The organism is Pleomorphomonas oryzae DSM 16300, assembly GCF_000422965.1.
GTDB classification, from domain to species: domain Bacteria; phylum Pseudomonadota; class Alphaproteobacteria; order Rhizobiales; family Pleomorphomonadaceae; genus Pleomorphomonas; species Pleomorphomonas oryzae.
The window spans coordinates 128,603-145,824 of record NZ_AUHB01000005.1 but is presented as its reverse complement, the minus strand read 5'-3'; the positions used below and the strand labels follow the sequence as shown (position 1 = coordinate 145,824).

Sequence of the window (17,222 nt, the reverse complement as noted above, 5' to 3'; positions counted from 1 at the left end):
TTCAGAGCTTTTCGACAATGCTGGGGGCGGCCGAGCAGGTGGTCTCGCTGGCCTTCTCTTCGACCTGCAATTCCTTCACCACGCCATCGTCGACGATCGCCGCGTAACGCTGGGAGCGCACGCCCATGCTGGCCCCAAAATCCTGGCTGAGGCCGACTTGCTTGGCAAAGGCCGCAGAACCATCGCCGAGAAAGAGGATCTTCTCGCCGGCGCCGAGCGCCTCGCGCCAGGCGCCGAGCACATAGGCGTCATTGACGGCCGTTACCGCGATGGTGTCGACACCCTTGGCTCTGATCTCATCGAACTTCTGAATGAACCCGGGGACATGGCTTTTCGAGCAGGTCGGGGTGAAAGCACCGGGCACCGCGACCAACACCACCTTCTTGCCGGCGAACACTTCATCGGTCGTGATCTCTTTCCTGCCGCCATCGGCGGTCGGCGTCAGGAACGTGAACACGGGTAGTTTGTCTCCGACCTTGATCATGACCTTTTCCCTTTTTCAGCGCTGAGTGCCTAGTGGATATACCTATTCAGCCACAGCGTCGAGGCGGCGGATAATCTCGTAGGCGCGGTCCTTCTCGACCAGGGTAAAGTTCAACTCGACGCCATTCGTCCCGGTCGCTCCTGACGGTCCTTCCAACGCGACAGCGAAGCGGCGCCGGCCGCCATCGGCGCGAACGGGCGCGGGGGGCGCCGCATACCACTTGGCCGGAGCAGTGACGAACAGATCGACGAGGCGACCATCGTCGGCAACCGAAACGTCAGCGCTGCCCTTGGCTGTCTTGGCATCGAAGCCGAGGTGATCAATGGTCAGGCGGGCATCGTCGGCCCGCACCGGCACGCGCGCCTCGAAGACGGCAATGTCGTCTTTTGCGGCCTGATCAACCGCGCTATCAGGATCGAGACGGGCCGTAACCTCGGCTTCGGCCGGCACGCAAACCTCAGCGCAAAGGCCATAGAGTACACGAACGGCGAGGGTCACTGGCTCGCCGGGACGAGCCGGGACGGCCCGGATCGGCAAGAGAAGGCGCCCCTTGTAGATCATGGACGTACCCGCACCATCGGTGTAGCGGACCGGCGCGGGATACTCGACATTGAAATCCTGAAGGTTCTCGCTGCGAGCGACATCGAAAATCGGCGGAATGCCGGCGTCGCCGGGATTGCGCCAGTAAGTGTGCCAACCGTCCGGCAGATCAAGTTCCAGAGCTACCCGGTAGGCGCCGTTTTCGATCCCGCCGGCAACAATGAGGCGGGCATCCGCTGATGGCACCTCGAAGGCCGAGGCGTGAGCCGGCAGACCGCCGAACAACGGCAGGAGAAAAGCAAATCGTAGCAAGCCGAATATCTTCAATGCAGTCGTCTCGGTTCGAGGAAACGTTCGCAACTAGATAGCATCGGGCGTCACATTCCCCCACGAAAAAGCGCTCGACGGTTCGATTGCCGGTCACGTTATCGTGGCCTGAACTTCCGCTAAAGTGGCAAATATCCCTGTCACAATCGTCAGTGTTTTCTGTTTCTTAAGGGCTGATGGGCTTGATGGCTACACCTTTCGTATGAGCCCGCGAGGATGGTATGCGTCTGTCAATCCAGAAGTCGATAATCTTGGTCATTTCGACATTGAGCCTCGCCCTTCTGGCTTTCACCGGCAACGGCGCCTGGACGGCCTACCGAGCATGGACGACCGCCGAAACACTCCGCAAGCTCACCGGCATCGAGCACAGCCTGTTCGAGGCCGTGTCGAACTTCCGAGTTGAGCGTGGCGACACGCCGGCGATATTGGGTCTACCACCCGAACAGAGCGCCGATGCCATCAAGGGCGTTATCGAGCGTCGGACCGCGACGTCTGCCGGTCTGGATGCGACAATTGCTGGCCTGGAGACCATCGGCGACGCCGGCCTCAAACCGGTGCTCGATGACCTCAAGTCGCGCCGGGACGCGCTGGAGAAACTGCGCACCGCCGCCGACGCCCAACTCGCCAAGCCACTCGCGGACCGCGACAAGGCACTCGGGAAAGCTTATCTCACCGAGGGCGGCGACATTCTCTCAGCCTTGGACAGTGCAACTGGCGCCATCGAGGGCAGCATCGGGGCTATGGCACCCGAACTCGCCTCGCTGGTCAACATCCGTGCGCTTGCCTGGAACGCTCGCAGCTATGCTGGGACCACCGTAACCGGCATGATGCCGGCCGTCACAGAGAAGCGGCCATTCCGGGACGGCGAGGCCGCTCCGGTCAATGCCGCGCTGAAACAAGCGCAATCCCTGTGGGAACTGGTGCGGAGCATGGTCGCCTCGTCCACGGTTCCCGAGGCCATCCGACAGAGTTTCACGGCGGGCGATGCGGCCTTCTTTGCTGGCGACTTCCGCAAGCTGCAGGACGAGCAGATCAAGAGAATGACCTCCTGGCAGCCGCCGAGCGTCAAATTTGACGACTGGCGGCAGGCGAGCGCCAAGGCGACGGCTGCGGTGGGCAGCGTCGCCGGAGCGGCAATCGATGCCTTGAGGATGCAGGCCGACCACTACTCGACCGCGGCCACGCGGCAGCTTGCCATCAACGTTGCCCTGCTTGCCGTCACCCTGTTGCTGTCGGTGGGGGCTGCCCTCATCACGCGCGTCCGTCTCGGTCGGCCGATGGCGCTGATGACCGAAGCCATGGGGCGTCTCGCCGCCAACGACACATCGGTGGAAATTCCCGGCCTCGGCCGCCGGGACGAGATCGGCGCCATGGCCGCCGCCGTCGAGGTGTTCAAGACCAATGCCATTCGCGTCGGTGAACTGGCCCGCGAGGCTGCCGAGCGCAATGCCGGCGAAGCCGCCGAGCGCCAAAGGCTACGGAACGAGACGGCGGCAGCGTTCGAAACCACTGTCGGCGGCGTTCTGGAGAGGGTCGTCGCGGCGATCGACCTGTTACAAAATTCGGCGGAAACCCTGACCGGCAACGCCGAGGAAACAGCGATGCAGGCCGCCTCGGCCGCTGCCGCTGCCAATCAGGCGACAGCCAACGTTCAGACGGTCGCCGGCGCCACCGAAGAGCTGTCGTCATCGATCGCCGAGATCGGCACCCGCGTCGCCGCTGCCGGCTCGGTGGCGACGGAAGCCCGGGAAACGGCGGCCGCTACGCGCGAGAACATCGGCAGCCTGCAAACTGCGGCGGACCAGATCGGTACCATCGTCGAGCTGATCGACAGCATTGCCGGCCAGACCAACCTCTTGGCGCTCAATGCCACCATCGAGGCAGCGCGTGCCGGTGAAGCAGGCAAAGGATTTGCCGTCGTTGCCGCCGAGGTGAAACAGCTCGCCGATCAGACGTCGAAGGCGACCTCGCAGATCGGCCGGCAGATCGGTGGCATTCAGACGTCCACCGGCACATCGGCCGCCTCGATCGGGGCAATCGCCGAGATCATCCATCGTCTGAATGAGATCTCCGGTGCCATTGCCACCGCCGTCGAGCAGCAGGCGGGGGCAGCCAGCGAGATTGCCCATAATGTCAGCGAGGCGGCGCGCGGCACGGCCGCCGTGTCGGAAAATGTCGAGGGCATTCGGAAAGCGTCGGAACACACCAGCACCGTGTCCACCACCGTTCTCTCGGCCGCCGATGATCTTGCAGCTCAGGCCGGTGAACTTCGCAAGGCAATGGATGAGTTTCTGGTGACCCTACGGGCCGCCTGACCAGCCTATAATGGGCGGATGCCACCAGGGGAGACAGCCATTACAGTCTCTCCTGGGTGGCTTTCATACCTTGAATAATCGCCATGGCGGTTCATATTGGTCAATCGGAGCCACACGAACCCCGGATATGCGATGGCCGGAACGGCAACCTATCTCGACGGTAAGTTCCTGATTGCCATGCCTGCGCTCGATGAAGGCGATTTCGAGCGTTCGGTCATCTATATGTGTGCCCATTCGGCAGAAGGGGCCATGGGGCTTGTCATCAACAAGCCGCTCGATCACTTGTCTTTTCCCGATCTTCTGGTCCAGCTCGAGATCATTCCCGACGAAAAGCGCATTCGTTTGCCGTCTGAGGCAAGAACCATGCGCGTGCATCAAGGCGGCCCGGTCGACACCGGCCGTGGCTTCGTTCTGCACACATCCGATTTCCATCTCGACGCGTCGACCCTGCCGATCTCCGAAGATCTGTCACTGACGGCTACGGTGGAAATCCTGAAGGCCATCGCCGAAGGGCGTGGGCCGGAACACTCGTTGCTGACCCTCGGCTATGCCGGCTGGGCGCCGGGCCAGCTCGAAAGCGAGATCCTGGCCAACGGCTGGCTCACCACCGACTCCGACCCGGATATCATCTTTTCCGCCGCCGACGGCGATCGCTATCGCCGTGCCCTGGCCACGCTGGGTGTCGATCTCGCGGCGCTGTCGCCAACAAGCGGGCGGGCGTGATCAGTTAGTCGACTTTTCCCGTGCTACGGCGCGCCAACCGATGTCCCGACGGCAGAAGCCGTCCGACCAGCGAACTTTGTCGACCGCCGCATAGGCCTTGGCCAGCGCCTCGGAAACGCTGTCGCCAAGCGCTGTAATGGCCAGCACGCGGCCACCATTCGAGACGATTGCACCATCCCTTTCAGCGGTGCCGGCGTGGAACACCGAAACGTCCGGCAGCGCTGCGGCGTTTTCGAGTCCCTCGATGCGGCTGCCCTTTGAATAGTTGCCAGGGTAGCCCTTCGCCGCCATCACCACCGTCAACGCCGTGCGCTCGTCGAAATTGGCGATGTTGCCTGACAGCCGCCCTTCAGCCGACGCCAGCATCAGTTCGAGGAGGTCAGATTTGAGGCGCGGCAGCAGCACTTCTGTCTCGGGATCGCCAAAACGAACGTTGTATTCAATCAGCTTGGGGCCATCCTCCTCGATCATCAGACCGGCGAACAGCACGCCGACGAAGGGCGTGCCCCGCTTGGAGAGGCAGCGCACCGTCGGCACGACGATCTCCTCCATGATGCGCATTTCCATCGCCTCATCCACCACCGGCGTCGGCGAATAGGCGCCCATACCACCGGTGTTGGGGCCAGTGTCGCCATCGCCCACCCGCTTGTGATCCTGAGCGGCAGCAAGCGGCAAAACGTCGATGCCATCGGTGATGGCAAAGAAGCTCGCTTCCTCGCCGACAAGGCAATCCTCGATCACCACCTCGGCGCCGGCAGCCCCGAAGGCGCCAGAGAAACAGGCGTCGACGGCGGCGAGTGCCTCCTCGACGGTGGACGCCACGACAACACCCTTGCCGGCGGCGAGACCATCCGCCTTGACGACGATTGGCGCGCCATGGCTGAGCACATAGGCTCGCGCCGCCACAGCGTCGGAGAAGCGACCATAGGCAGCGGTTGGAATGCCGGCCTCGGTGCAGAGTTCCTTGGTGAAGGCCTTGGAACCCTCGAGCCGGGCCGGCTCCTTCTTCGGGCCGAAGGCCTTGATGCCGGCAGCGGAAAGATCGTCAACAAGGCCGGCGACCAGCGGTGCCTCCGGTCCGATCACCACGAAGCCGACGTTTTCAGCCTTGCAGAAGGCGATCACAGCCGCATGGTCGGCCGGATCAATGGCGACCAGTTCGGCGATGGCGGCGATACCGGCGTTGCCGGGAGCACAGGTGAGACGTGTCAGTTTGGCGGAGCGGCGCAAGGCAGCGGCGATGGCGTGTTCACGCCCGCCAGAACCAATAAGGAGCACGTGCATCAGGGGCCTCCAACGTCGCCGAGCCGACGCCGCGCGCCTTACCATGGCGAGCCGTCGAGCGAAAGGCCGGAGCTGCCGATAGCGGCCAATTTGCGTGAGTAAGCTGTCGCATCACGGCTGCGGTAAGGCTAAGCTTTCGTCATGAGCACGCATGATTCCGACGAGATCGTCATTCCCGACGCCAAGCGCGGCAACTGGGTCGACCGCTGGCTGCCGGCGGCCCTCAGGCCTTACGCGCAACTGGCCCGGTGGGACCGTCCGATCGGCTGGTGGCTGCTGCTTCTGCCCTGCTGGTGGTCACTGGCGCTGGCGAGCGGTGCTGCCGGCCAAACCTTTCCTTCGCCCTGGTATGCGCTGCTGTTTTTCGTGGGCGCCGTTGCCATGCGCGGTGCCGGCTGCACCTATAACGACATGGTCGACCGGGATATCGACGCCGCCGTGGCGCGGACCCGGACCAGGCCGATCCCGTCGGGGCGCGTCAGTCTCACCGCGGCCGCGGCCTTTTTGGTGCTGCAGGCCCTGATCGGTCTGGCGGTGCTCCTTCAATTCGACCACTTCTCGATCGTTCTCGGACTCTGTTCGCTGATCCCGGTGGTCATCTATCCGTTCATGAAGCGGATCACCCACTTCCCGCAACTCGTCCTCGGCTTGTCGTTCTCCTGGGGCGGGCTGATGGGATGGAGCGTGGTGTTCGGCCGGCTCGATGCGCCGGCACTGCTCATCTATGTCGCGGCCATCCTCTGGACGTTCGCCTACGACACCATCTATGCCCATCAAGACCGCGAAGACGATGCGCTAATCGACCTCGGCTCGACGGCCCGTTATTTCGAGCGGTCGACACCGAAGCTGCTCACCGTCTGCTATGGCGCAGCCGTGCTGCTGCTTGGGACGGCCTTCTATCTCGCCGACGCCAAGATCGTTGCCTTTGTCGGCCTGGCCGGCTTTGCCCGCCACCTTGCCTGGCAGGTCGAAAAGTTCGACGCCGACGACGGCGACCTGTGTCTGCGGCTGTTCAAATCCAACCGCGACGCCGGCCTGATCCTGACGGCCGGCCTCGTCATCGACGGTCTGCTCAAGGGGATGTAGCCCAACCTTCAGTAGGGCTTGTAGCTCTTCTCTTCGAGGATTTCAGAGTTGAGGTGCAGGTTGATGCGCCGCTTTACAGCCGCCCGCAAATCATTTGTGCGGTAAACACTCCGCGCCAACTCGATGAATTCGTCATCGAAAGTGCGGACGGATTCTTTTTCCCGGATGCGGTCCTCGATGACCCAAAGGCGCGAGTTGATATCAAGCAGTTCGCGTTTCATGTCCGACAAGGCCTGATCGCCGGCGATGGTGTCGGCGACAAAGCTCGAAAGCATTCGGAGTTCCTTCTCGACGTTCAGAAGGGCCTCTTCCTGGACGATATTCTTCTTCTTGATCTCCAGGATCGTTATCTTGTCGATGACTTCGCCCCATGACGTCGGCACAGCAGGGATTTGTCTCGTCACGTCAATCTCCAGGTTTGCTTTCGCACGCGGTCGTTGAGTAACGCTTAATCGGATGCTAGTCCATAGGTTGGACCCGCTTCCGGAAGCGTACGAGGACGACGTCAACATGTTGTGGCTTAAGAGGATTCTACACTATTTCGGCGGATATGCCCCGCAGTCCGTCCGGAATGAAGCCGGCATCCTCGTCGACGCAGCAGGCCGGAAGCATATCGCGATCCGGGCCCGTAGCACCAACCGCAAGCGTGCACCGTTTGTTGCGCCGGGGTTGGGCGACCGAATTCACTGCATAACTCTGGGCTGGGCTTTCTCGAAGGCGCATGACGTACCGGTGGTGCTGCACCTGAACAGGAAGAAGCACACGGGTGGTGCCTCGATCGGCAACAAACGCGAGTCCTGGAACGAGGTGCTAAGTCTGTTTCCGAAAGGCCACGTCGAGCTGATGTTCCACGATTTCGAGCCACGGACAGAGCGATCCTGGATTTCCTATCTCGAAATCTGCGGGTTTCCCGCTGAGATCTTCTGGTACCAGGATCATCCGGGCAAATTCGAGGTGCCGCAAGCTCTTGAAATCTCGCACTATCTTCACGCCATCCCGCCGATACCCGCAGAAGACTTGTCGCACGAGCTTAACCTTCCATCTCGTTTCGTCACGCTCCAGTGGGATTCCATGCAGTTCGGCCGCACCCTCCCCCCCGAACAGCAAGAGGAGGTGACGGAGTGCTACAGGCGGGAGGGCTACGAGGTGGTCGTCGTCGGCGGAAAGGCTCTCGATCCGCTTCTCAAGAACTCCCTTCGCCACATCGCTTACGCCATGTCGAAGGCCGAGCTGCATGTCGGCGTGGATTCAGCCTTCATGCACATGGCATTGCTCTATCTTCCGCCAGCCAGGATCCATCTCTACAACCGGAGCAAGGGTTTTCAGTCCCATCACCTTAAGAGAGCGTTGGATTCCGGCTGCATTCTGAATCATCACTACACCGATCAATGACGATGCGGCCGATATGTGCCGGGCCGCTCACTCGTAACTGATGATCTCACGCCAATCGCGCAGCACAGGCATTTCGCCGGCAGCACCCACCTTGCGGCGAACGAGAAACCGTGGCCGGCGGTCGGCCATGGTGGCATGGCGACGACGCGGTGCCGGTTCGCTCACCGGAACGGACGCCTGGGGACCGACGCGTTCGGTGCCGGAAGCGGTGACCAGCAGCATCGGCAGGCCGAGCCGGTTGGACCACCCCTGCCAGTCGGCAGCAGCAGCTTCCATATCGCGCGTGACGGTGAGCGGAATGGACATGGCCGGATCGCGATGGCGCAATTCGACATGGGCGACGAGATCGTCGGCGGCATTCGGCTCGATCCTGACCGACACACCCTCGAAGGCGGCGAACGGCAGGCTCAGCGTCAGCGGCAACCCGGACAATTGGCGGCGGACGACGACACCATCGTCGTCCATATAGATGGCGGCCTCCTGGACGGGTCGACCGGCCTGCCCCACGTTAACGCACCACTTGGCCGGCAGATGTCCCGGATCGAGCCTAAGCGCCGTTTTCAGGCCCAGGGGAGTGGCTCCCATCATGCTCTTCGCCTCGCTCAATATCTTTTGACAATCCCTGTCGGGCCGAGCGTCTTTTTTTGCGCCCGGTCCCGAAACCATGGCGAGCATAGGGCGAACGTCATCCCCGGCGGCTTAAGGGATTGGGTAAACTTTTTCTCGATTTTTGAGAGGGTTAGCGGAATCTGAAGCGCCAAATCGCGGCACGCCGTCAACCCTCGGTAAATCTTCGTTGACAGCCGCGCCCGACAAGGCAAAGCCTATGTTTGATCGCAAACGACCGGAAACAGCTTGCGTATCAATCGGTTAGCCGACATCCTCCCAGGGCAGGCAAAAAGCCCTTAAGGTGAAGGCCGGCAAGGAGTTGCCGCATTTCTATAGGAGGAAGGCGGCGCCAACACTTGTCGGCTGACACCCCCAGCCCTAAACACAGACCTTCCGCAACCGATCGGATACCCGCATGAGCGATCTCGTTGACCTCGACCAATTGACCGGACAAGCTGCTCGCCTCGTCGAGGCAGCCCGCGCCGCCGGCGCCGACGCGGCCGATGCCGTAGCCGTGCGCTCCGTCAATCAGGTGGCGAGCGTTCTCAAAGGCAAGGTCGAAAAGATCGAACATGCCGAGAACGACGATTTCGGCCTCAGGGTCTTCGTCGGCGATCGCAACGCCACCATCTCAGCCACCCTTGGCTCGGACGTGGAAGCGTTGGCGGCCCGCGCCGTTGCCATGGCGCGCGCCGCGCCGCCGGATCGCTTTGCCGGCCTCGCCGATCGTTCGCGGCTTGCCACCGCCTGGCCTGATATCGATCTCCTGGACGAGACTCCTGTTTCTGCCGGCGACATCGCTGAGCGAGGCCGGGCGGTCGAAGCGGCGGCGATGGCGGTGGATGGCGTCACCAATACCACCGGCGCCAGTGCCTATTGGGCGCGCGGCGGCATGGCGCTGGTGACCTCCAGCGGCTTTTCCGGCGCCTATGAATCCTCTGGCCACGGTCATTCGGTGGCCGCCATCGCCGGTAGCGGCACCGGTATGGAACGCGACTGGGACTCTTCCTCGAAGACGCACCTCGCAGACCTCGAGAGTGCCGAGACCGTAGGCGCTCGGGCGGGAAACCGGGCCGTGCGCCGCCTCAATCCGCGCAAAGTAGCGACACAGACAGCGACGGTGGTCTATGACCCACGCGTTGCCACCAGCCTGATCGGTGCACTGATCGGCGCCATTTCCGGCGCATCGATCGCCCGACGCTCGTCGTTCCTGAAAGACATGCTCGGCAAACAGCTGTTCGGTTCGACAATCCGCATCACTGACGATCCGCTCCGTCGGCGCGGCCCCGGCTCGCGCCCATTCGATGGTGAGGGCGTCGGCGCCGCGGCGTTGGATCTCATCAAGGACGGCGTGCTCCAGACGTGGCTGCTCGATAGCGCGACAGCGCGTGAACTCGGCCTTGAGACCAACGGCCGAGCCAGCCGCGGCACTGGAGCGCCGAGCCCTTCATCCACCAACGTTCTGCTGCATCCGGGTGAGCAATCGCCCGCCGATCTGATCGCAGCGGTCGGCACTGGTCTCTATGTCACCGACTTCATCGGCCACGGCGCCAACCTGATCACCGGCGACTATTCGCGCGGCGCCGCCGGCTTCTGGATCGAGAATGGAGAGCTGGCCTACCCCGTGGCCGAGATCACGGTGGCCGGCAATCTTCTCGACATGTTCCGCGAGCTGGTGCCGGCCGACGACATCGAGTTCCGCTCGGCTTTCACCGCGCCGACGGTGGCTATCGGGGGGCTGACGATTGCCGGCCGCTGACAGCGCACGCATCGACGACGACACCGCCCTTCTTTCCGAGGCAGCGCTTGCTGCCGCGAGTATCGGCCTTTCCTTCTTTCGTCGCGACCCACGCGTCTGGAAGAAGGAAAACGACTCGCCGGTCAGCGAGGCCGACCTTGCCATCGACCGCTTTCTGAAGGAACGCCTTCTGGCCGCCCGTCCCGATTATGGCTGGCTGTCGGAGGAGACCGAGGACGATCCGGCCCGGCTTGGCTGCGAGCGCATTTTCGTGGTCGATCCCATTGATGGCACGCGCGGCTTTATCGCCGGCTCCGACCAGTGGACCATCTCGCTCGCCGTCGTCGAAGGCGGCCGGCCGGTGGCGGCAGTGCTTTTGCAGCCGTCGGTAAGCCATCTTTATACCGCCGGGCATCGGCGCGGCGCCTTTCTCGATGGCAACCATCTTCGGTTGCAGTCTCGCTCAAGCCTTGACGGCGTGCGCGTTGCCGGTCCGTCAGCGCTGATTTCACGCCTGTCTCGGCCTGTGCCAACGCTGAGAAGCCGTGGTTATGTGGCCTCGCTGGCGCTCCGGATCGCGATGGTCGCCGACGGCACGCTCGATCTGGCTTTCGCGCGCAGCGGTGCTCATGACTGGGATCTCGCAGCCGCCGATCTGATCGTCGCCGAAGCGGGCGGAATGCTGGAGACCATCAATGGCGCCCCGATCGTCTACAACCGACCGGATGCCGACCATGACAGTCTGATCGCCGGCCTGCCGACCCTGACGCGAGCGGCAGCGGCGGCTATTGGTCCTTACTAAGTCGCCACCCTTGCAAAATCGGCGCGGCTTGACGAAAAGAGGATGAGCCGCCCGCGGGGGGCGCTCGTTGCGGAGGGCGAAGTTCCTATGACGACCGAAGTCACGTCGAAGCAACTGCTTCATCTGGTGATCGGCGGCGAGATGAAGGCGCTCGATTCGACGGAGTTTGCCGATATCAACGCCATTGATATCGTTGGCGCCTTCCCAAACTACGCCGCTGCCTACGCGGCCTGGAAGCAGAAGGCGCAGGCCACCGTCGACCAGGCACAGATGCGCTATTTCATCGTTCACCTGCATCGCCTGATGGATCCGTCGACCTGATGTTCAACCGGACGGAACGACAGGTCATGTCACAACGGATGTTCCGCTTCTCGCTTCCGGAGATGCCGTTTGCGACTTGATCGGAAAATCCTCGACAACGCAGCGGTGAGCCGCGCCCTGTCACATCTTCTCGCCCGCTATGTCCTGACGGTGAGCCGCACCGCTCGGCTGGCGATCGTGCCGCCGGATGCCTTGGACGTGGCGCTGGCTGAAGCCCCTGCCATTTTCACCTTCTGGCATGGCCTCGCCATGATGGCGAGGTACGCGATACCGGCCGATCTGCCGATCGTACCGATGGTCGCCCGCAACGCGGCTGCCAATGTGATCGCCGACGCGGCGGGTACGGTTGGCGTTCGCACCATTCGTGCTTCCGGCGCCCAGCATGCCCGCACCCAGCTCAAAAAGGGCGGAGCCTCCGGCTTTCGCCAAGCACTCAGGGAGCTCGCCGCCGGCAATTCGGTGCTGATGACGGCCGACGTTCCCAAGGTGGCGCAGGTATCCGGCAAGGGCGTTATCCAACTGGCAAGGCTGTCCGGCCGGCCCATCATTCCCATCGCTTACGTGTCGCGATACGGCCTGCGCTTCAACAACTGGGATCGCATGGTGGTCGACCTGCCCTTCTCGCCGGCGACGGTCCGGCACGGCACACCGATCCGCGTTCCGGCCGACGCCGACGACGAGACCATCGAAAGACTGAGGCGCAGCCTCACCGAGGAGCTTGATCGGATCACCCAAGACGCCTACCAACGCACGGGAATCGCTGAAAAGTTCAAACCTGGGCCTACCAACCAAGACCTTGTCGCCGATGGCTAATCTCGGAGATGCGCTGCTTTCGACGTGGATCGCTCTGACCCGGCTCGCCAGCCCGGTCGGCGGCGTCATTGTTGGCGCGCGTCGGCGTCGGGGCAAGGAAGATCCTGCCCGGTCGGCGGAACGGCTCGGCTATTCCTCGGCGCCCCGGCCCGCGGGATCGCTCGTCTGGGTGCATGCGGTCAGCGTTGGCGAAGCGATGGCGGCTATGCCAGTGATCGATCAGTTGATCGCTGAGGGCCAGGGTGTTCTGGTCACCACGGTTACGACGACCTCCGCCGCCCTTGTGGGCCATCGCCTGAGACCGGGACTAACCCACCAGTTCGCGCCGCTTGATCTCGCCGGACCGGTGGATCGTTTCCTCGCCCACTGGCATCCGGATCTCGCCATCTTCGTCGAAAGCGAAATCTGGCCGGTGGCGATTGGCCGCCTCGCCGATCACGGCATACCGCTGGTCGTTGCCAATGCCCGATTGTCGCCACGCTCCTTCCGAGGGTGGCAAAGGGCCGCACCGGCGGCCAGAGCGGTGTTTCGTCGCATGTCGCTGGTGCTTGCCCAGACCGATGACGACGGCGCACGCTTTTCCAACCTCGGCGCGCCTGAAGTGGCCACTTTCGGCAACATCAAGTTCGATGCCGGTCTGCCGGACGTCGGCCTTGGCGATCTCGACGCCCTGAAGCAAGGCATACATGGGCGGCCGATGGTGCTCGCCGCCTCCACCCATCCTGGCGAGGATGAAGTGGTGCTGACGGCCTTTCTCAAGCTCAAGGAAGCCCGACCGGAGACGCTGCTGGTCATCGTGCCGCGCCACCCGGTACGCGGTGGCGACATAGCGCTGCTTGCAGAAGCGACTGGCCTCGCCACACGCCGACGCGGCGCCGGCGAACTGCCCGACCCGACGACCGACGTCTATGTGGCCGATACGCTTGGTGAACTCGGAGCCTTTTTCCAGCTCGCCGATGTCGTGCTGATGGGGGGGACTTTCATCGATGGCATTGGTGGCCACAACCTGATCGAACCAGCCCGGCTCGGCGCGGCGGTGATCAGCGGCCCGCATTTCGCCAACTGGCTCGACATCTACCACGCCTTTATCGATGCTGGCGGCCTCAAGGTCGTTCAGTCGGCCGATGACCTTGCCGAGGCGACGATGACCCTCATCGGCGATCCCGCTCTCAGCAGCGCTCAGGCGGCGGCCGGCGAGCGGGTGGTGTCGGGCTCGGCCGGTGCCGTGGCGCGCACCATCAAGGCAATCACCCCGCTGATCGGCCGATCTCCGGGTGGTACGCCATGCTGACACCGGCCTTCTGGTGGAAACGCAAGGGTCTTACTGCCCTGTTGCTGGCTCCCCTCGGCCTGGTCTACGGCGCTCTCACGGCACGACGCATGCACCGACCGGGCGGCACCGAGCCGCCCCTGCCGCTGGTCTGTGTCGGCAATTTCGTCGCGGGCGGAGCCGGCAAGACGCCGACTGCCATCGCGCTTGCTCATTCAGCCCGATCGGTCGGCCTCGACCCTTGTTTCCTGACCCGCGGCCATGGCGGCCGTCTCAAGGGACCGGTGCTCGTCAATGTCGAGCGTCATACGGCGCGCGACGTCGGTGACGAAGCACTGCTGCTCGCCCGTATCGCTCCAACCGTGGTGGCGCAGCGGCGTGCCGATGGCTTTGCGCTTCTCAGGGCGACCGGCACCGACCTCTGCATCATGGACGATGGCTTTCAGAATCCGTCGGTGAAGAAGACCTTCAGCTTCGTGGTCGTCGATGGCGCGGTCGGCGTCGGCAACGGTCTGCCGCTGCCGGCCGGTCCACTCCGGGCGCCGCTCCGCCGCCAGATGCTATTGGCCGACGCCATCATCATTTATGGTGACAGCAAGAACGGGCAGCGCGTCATCCGCACAGCGGCTCGTGCTGGCAAGCCGATATTCCGCGCGGCGCTGATTGCCAATGCGCCGCCGGCCCCGCCCCACCGCCGGCTTTATGCCTTTGCCGGCATCGGCCGACCGGAGAAATTCTTCCGCTCGCTGGAGGATGAAGGTTACCGCCTCGCCGCCCGGCGGGCTTTCTCGGACCACTACCCCTATCGCTTCTCCGATCTCACCCGCCTGCTCGACGAGGCGGATGCGCTCGATGCCGTTCCGGTGACGACTGAAAAGGACGCCGTGCGGTTGCCGCGTGGCATTGTCGGAAGCAATTGGTCACGCAGTCGCGTGGCAATCTTCGGCGTCCACACGCGCTTTTCGGAAGAGCATGCGGTGGGCTCGCTGCTTCTCGACATTCGCAGGCGCTGGATGGCCCGACATTTCAGCTAAAGTAGACTCGAAGCAAGACGGCGGCCTGCTCAGCGGGCACCGGTATGCCGACGGTAGGCGGTCAGCGCCGCCTCGGCATCGATATAGGGCTCCTGATGCTCGGCCGACCAATATTTCAGGTCTTGCAGCAGGATCGGACGGCCGGTGATCGCGCAACGGACGTAGTTGCCGTTGCGGAGGATCTGGTAGTCGCCGTCGAGGTAGTGGATTTGTGCCTCGCCGCCGCCGAAGGGGGTGTCGGTGCTGTTCAACATGGAAGGTGAATAACCTCCACCCGGCCGCCGCGCAAGAGGATCATGCCGTGGCCGCCAGACGGTCGATCGACCGGCGGGCCAGCCAGAGGGCCGGCAGGCCGAACAGAGCGGCGCCGATACTCCACCACAGGATCACCGCGTCGGCGCTGCCGTACCAGATGCCGAGCCAACAGAAAGGCAGCGTGCCGAGTGTCGCCCGCCCCCAATTGAACATGGTCGAGTAGGATGCGAAGCCGAGGTTGTTAAAGGCGGCGTTGGCCACGAAAAGAGCGCCGGTAAAAATGAAAGTCGGGGCCGCCCACAGGCAATAGAAGGCGATCATTTCCGCCGTTCGGCCGGTGGCATGAAAGGCCCAGTTGATGGCATCGGTACCGAGGAACAGCAGCAACCAGATCACGACGACGTAGACAGCGGTGAACAGGGCGCTGTCGCCGAGCGTCTTGCGAACGCGATCGAAGCGTCGGGCGCCGACGTTCTGGCCGAAGATGGCGCCGACCGAGCCGGTCAACGCGAAGATGCCGGCGAAGCACAGCGGATAGATGCGGCCGATGATCGACCAGCCCGCCACCGCCTCGGTACCAAAGCGGGCAACATAGGCCGTGACCAGCATGTTGCTGACCGGCGTGGCAAGGTTGGTGAGAATGGCCGGGAAGGCGATGGTAAAGAGCGGTCCGGCATCGCGCCGGACACCCTCCACCGTCGGCCAGGCCAACGCATTGAGGCGCGGCACCAAGCCATACCAGCCGACGGCCAGGGCGACGAAGCGGATCAGCACTGTGACGATGGCAGCGCCTGTCACACCGAGATCAAGCCCGAAGATGAAGATCGGATCCAGGATGGCGGTGGCGCCGGCACCGGCCAGGTTGATCCACAGCGTCATGCGCGGCGCGCCAAAGGCCATCAGCACGCCGCCCATGGCCATGCTGAGCGCAAGCAGCGGCATGCCCAGCATGGTGATCCAGAGGAAATGACGGGTGACCTCGAACTCGCGCCCCGCGGCGCCGAGCAGCGCCAGGCAGGGATCAAGCACGGCGGCGAGCGCCAGCGTCACGGCGGTGGTCGCGGTAAAGGAAATGATCAGGCCGGAGGTGGCGACCCGCCGAGCGGCGGCGCGGTCACCCGCCCCGATGCGCCGGGCGGTATGGGCGGTGACACCGATGGAAAAGCCGATGCCGACCGATACAATAACGAACAGCACAGCGCCGGCGTAGCCCATGGCCGCCGTCAGCACCTCGTCGCCCAAGAGCGAAATATAGAGAAGATTGACGAGGTCGACGCTGAAAATGGCCATCAGCCCCAAAGAACCGAGGGCGGTCAACGCCACCACGTGACGAAACACCGGCCCTTCCACATAGGCGGCGTCGGCGGGCGCGCGGGCGACGGACGTCATCGGGAAACCTCTCGTTCAGTCAGGAAAATGCGAACACTGAGGCGGGATAGCCTTAGTTCAGCATGTCGTCCGTAGCATCCCGGAGATCCTGAATCTGGCAGCTTTGTTCGCCGGTGATTCCGGTGCAGACCTCGAGCGAGCCACGATGGATCATATCCATAGAAACATAGAGAATGATGAGCAGGCCGATCCAGGCAATCCAACGGAAGCGATGCAGCAGGCGGGCGATCAAGGTGGCGGCGGCGCCCATCAATCCAACCGACAGCAGGAGACCAATCACCAGGACACCGACATGATCGCGCGCCACGCCGGCCACCGCCAGCACATTGTCGAGCGACATCGAGACGTCGGCGAGTATGATCTGGGTCAGCGCTTGCCGGAAGGTTTTGCCAGCCGGCGCCGGCGTTACGTCGCAGGCAGCGGTATCGAGCGCCTGCTCGGCAGCCTCGACGCCGCGCTCCTCCTCGTGGCGGCTCGACCGGATCTCGCGGAACATCTTCCAGCAGACCCAGAGCAACAATACGCCGCCGGCCAGCGTCAGGCCAACGACGGCAAGCAGATGCGTGGTGACGACGGCAAACAGGATGCGTAGCGCGACGGCGCCGCCAATACCCCAGAATATAACCTTGCGCCGGATGGTCGGATCGACGCCGGCCGCCGCCATGCCGACAACGATGGCATTGTCGCCCGCCAGCACGACGTCGATGAAGACGACCTGTGCCAGAGCGGCGAGCTCAACCGACAGAAAATCCAGTGAAAACACGGCGTCCGTCCCAACCCGTTCGGCGAGACGCCGAGGACCGCCGAGCGCATTCCCGGCTGCCGGTGAGGTAGGATGCG

18 protein-coding genes are annotated in these 17,222 nt (G+C 63.5%); 10 read left to right on the top strand and 8 right to left on the bottom strand.

The annotated features are described in order from the left end of the window. Nucleotide 1: 1 nt before the first annotated feature. Together G522_RS0110140 and G522_RS26405 are read right to left on the bottom strand one after the other, a co-directional pair. Nucleotides 2-484, bottom strand: coding sequence for a peroxiredoxin (locus tag G522_RS0110140; RefSeq protein WP_026790933.1), 483 nt, complete (start codon nt 482-484; stop codon nt 2-4). 42 nt (nt 485-526) lie between these two features. Continuing rightward, nucleotides 527-1,336: a protein-disulfide reductase DsbD domain-containing protein gene (locus G522_RS26405; RefSeq protein WP_169453502.1), complete on the bottom strand. Its 810-nt coding sequence runs from the start codon at nt 1,334-1,336 to the stop codon at nt 527-529. Between the two features lie 236 nt (nt 1,337-1,572). On the opposite strand from G522_RS26405, the gene G522_RS0110130 reads away from it, so the two are divergent. Together G522_RS0110130 and G522_RS0110125 are read left to right on the top strand one after the other, a co-directional pair. Continuing rightward, nucleotides 1,573-3,666: a methyl-accepting chemotaxis protein gene (locus G522_RS0110130; protein WP_026790932.1), complete on the top strand. Its 2,094-nt coding sequence runs from the start codon at nt 1,573-1,575 to the stop codon at nt 3,664-3,666. Nucleotides 3,667-3,798: 132 nt separating this feature from the next. Then, entirely contained in the window at nt 3,799-4,389 is a 591-nt protein-coding gene (locus tag G522_RS0110125; protein WP_026790931.1) for a YqgE/AlgH family protein, read from the top strand. Here the strand turns inward: G522_RS0110125 and purD are convergent, their stop codons facing one another. Further along, the gene (gene purD / locus G522_RS0110120; protein ID WP_026790930.1) at nt 4,390-5,673 is read right to left on the bottom strand and encodes a phosphoribosylamine--glycine ligase; all 1,284 of its coding nucleotides are present in this window, start codon (nt 5,671-5,673) and stop codon (nt 4,390-4,392) included. 141 nt (nt 5,674-5,814) lie between these two features. Here purD and ubiA point away from each other — a divergent pair, with 141 nt between their 5' ends. After that, entirely contained in the window at nt 5,815-6,759 is a 945-nt protein-coding gene (ubiA, locus tag G522_RS0110115; RefSeq protein ID WP_051228508.1) for a 4-hydroxybenzoate octaprenyltransferase, read from the top strand. 8 nt (nt 6,760-6,767) lie between these two features. On the opposite strand, the gene G522_RS0110110 is transcribed toward ubiA, so the two are convergent. Continuing rightward, nucleotides 6,768-7,163, bottom strand: a complete 396-nt coding sequence (locus G522_RS0110110; RefSeq protein ID WP_245586636.1) for a DUF6165 family protein — start codon at nt 7,161-7,163, stop codon at nt 6,768-6,770. Nucleotides 7,164-7,269: 106 nt separating this feature from the next. Between G522_RS0110110 and G522_RS0110105 the strand changes: the two genes are divergently transcribed. Next, on the top strand, nt 7,270-8,151 hold the full coding sequence (locus G522_RS0110105; protein WP_026790927.1) for a glycosyltransferase family protein: 882 nt from the start codon (nt 7,270-7,272) through the stop codon (nt 8,149-8,151). Between the two features lie 27 nt (nt 8,152-8,178). Here G522_RS0110105 and G522_RS0110100 read toward each other — a convergent pair whose 3' ends face one another. Further along, nucleotides 8,179-8,739, bottom strand: coding sequence for a DUF6101 family protein (locus G522_RS0110100; protein WP_156886897.1), 561 nt, complete (start codon nt 8,737-8,739; stop codon nt 8,179-8,181). A gap of 436 nt (nt 8,740-9,175) precedes the next feature. On the opposite strand from G522_RS0110100, the gene G522_RS0110095 reads away from it, so the two are divergent. The 6 genes from G522_RS0110095 to lpxK all read left to right on the top strand — a co-directional run bounded on the left by G522_RS0110095 (nt 9,176) and on the right by lpxK (nt 14,738). Beyond that, nucleotides 9,176-10,519, top strand: a complete 1,344-nt coding sequence (locus G522_RS0110095) for a TldD/PmbA family protein (protein ID WP_026790925.1) — start codon at nt 9,176-9,178, stop codon at nt 10,517-10,519. After that, a complete protein-coding gene (locus G522_RS0110090; RefSeq protein WP_026790924.1) occupies nt 10,506-11,300 on the top strand; it encodes a 3'(2'),5'-bisphosphate nucleotidase CysQ in 795 nt (264 codons plus the stop codon). The genes G522_RS0110095 and G522_RS0110090 overlap by 14 nt, the downstream gene beginning before the upstream one ends. 87 nt (nt 11,301-11,387) lie before the next feature. Then, nucleotides 11,388-11,621, top strand: a complete 234-nt coding sequence (locus tag G522_RS0110085) for a DUF4170 domain-containing protein (protein ID WP_026790923.1) — start codon at nt 11,388-11,390, stop codon at nt 11,619-11,621. Nucleotides 11,622-11,690: 69 nt separating this feature from the next. After that, nucleotides 11,691-12,434, top strand: a complete 744-nt coding sequence (locus tag G522_RS26400) for a lysophospholipid acyltransferase family protein (RefSeq protein ID WP_051228505.1) — start codon at nt 11,691-11,693, stop codon at nt 12,432-12,434. Then, complete coding sequence (locus tag G522_RS0110075) at nt 12,427-13,725, top strand: 3-deoxy-D-manno-octulosonic acid transferase (RefSeq protein ID WP_026790922.1); 1,299 nt, start codon at nt 12,427-12,429, stop codon at nt 13,723-13,725. Before G522_RS26400 ends, G522_RS0110075 begins: the two co-directional genes overlap by 8 nt. Beyond that, the gene (lpxK, locus tag G522_RS0110070) at nt 13,719-14,738 is read left to right on the top strand and encodes a tetraacyldisaccharide 4'-kinase (protein WP_026790921.1); all 1,020 of its coding nucleotides are present in this window, start codon (nt 13,719-13,721) and stop codon (nt 14,736-14,738) included. The genes G522_RS0110075 and lpxK overlap by 7 nt, the downstream gene beginning before the upstream one ends. A 29-nt stretch (nt 14,739-14,767) precedes the next feature. On the opposite strand, the gene G522_RS0110065 is transcribed toward lpxK, so the two are convergent. The 3 genes from G522_RS0110065 to G522_RS26390 are packed head-to-tail and all read right to left on the bottom strand — an operon-like array spanning nt 14,768 to nt 17,136. After that, nucleotides 14,768-14,992, bottom strand: coding sequence for a DUF2093 domain-containing protein (locus G522_RS0110065; protein WP_036838833.1), 225 nt, complete (start codon nt 14,990-14,992; stop codon nt 14,768-14,770). A 40-nt stretch (nt 14,993-15,032) separates the two neighbouring features. Then, nucleotides 15,033-16,382: an MATE family efflux transporter gene (locus G522_RS26395; protein WP_051228504.1), complete on the bottom strand. Its 1,350-nt coding sequence runs from the start codon at nt 16,380-16,382 to the stop codon at nt 15,033-15,035. A gap of 52 nt (nt 16,383-16,434) precedes the next feature. After that, the gene (locus G522_RS26390) at nt 16,435-17,136 is read right to left on the bottom strand and encodes a TerC family protein (protein WP_210162915.1); all 702 of its coding nucleotides are present in this window, start codon (nt 17,134-17,136) and stop codon (nt 16,435-16,437) included. Nucleotides 17,137-17,222: the final 86 nt, after the last annotated feature.

Bases quoted from the DNA above. Each gene is read 5' to 3' on its own strand.
- ubiA (WP_051228508.1), top strand. From the start codon at position 5,815: ATGAGCACGCATGATTCCGACGAGATCGTCATTCCCGACGCCAAGCGC.
- G522_RS0110095 (WP_026790925.1), top strand. From the start codon at position 9,176: ATGAGCGATCTCGTTGACCTCGACCAATTGACCGGACAAGCTGCTCGC.
- G522_RS0110140 (WP_026790933.1), bottom strand. From the start codon at position 484: ATGATCAAGGTCGGAGACAAACTACCCGTGTTCACGTTCCTGACGCCG.
- lpxK (WP_026790921.1), top strand. From the start codon at position 13,719: ATGCTGACACCGGCCTTCTGGTGGAAACGCAAGGGTCTTACTGCCCTG.
- G522_RS0110075 (WP_026790922.1), top strand. From the start codon at position 12,427: ATGGCTAATCTCGGAGATGCGCTGCTTTCGACGTGGATCGCTCTGACC.
- G522_RS0110100 (WP_156886897.1), bottom strand. From the start codon at position 8,739: ATGATGGGAGCCACTCCCCTGGGCCTGAAAACGGCGCTTAGGCTCGAT.
- G522_RS0110130 (WP_026790932.1), top strand. From the start codon at position 1,573: ATGCGTCTGTCAATCCAGAAGTCGATAATCTTGGTCATTTCGACATTG.
- G522_RS0110065 (WP_036838833.1), bottom strand. From the start codon at position 14,992: ATGTTGAACAGCACCGACACCCCCTTCGGCGGCGGCGAGGCACAAATC.
- G522_RS0110105 (WP_026790927.1), top strand. From the start codon at position 7,270: ATGTTGTGGCTTAAGAGGATTCTACACTATTTCGGCGGATATGCCCCG.
- G522_RS0110085 (WP_026790923.1), top strand. From the start codon at position 11,388: ATGACGACCGAAGTCACGTCGAAGCAACTGCTTCATCTGGTGATCGGC.
- G522_RS0110125 (WP_026790931.1), top strand. From the start codon at position 3,799: ATGGCCGGAACGGCAACCTATCTCGACGGTAAGTTCCTGATTGCCATG.
- purD (WP_026790930.1), bottom strand. From the start codon at position 5,673: ATGCACGTGCTCCTTATTGGTTCTGGCGGGCGTGAACACGCCATCGCC.
- G522_RS26395 (WP_051228504.1), bottom strand. From the start codon at position 16,382: ATGACGTCCGTCGCCCGCGCGCCCGCCGACGCCGCCTATGTGGAAGGG.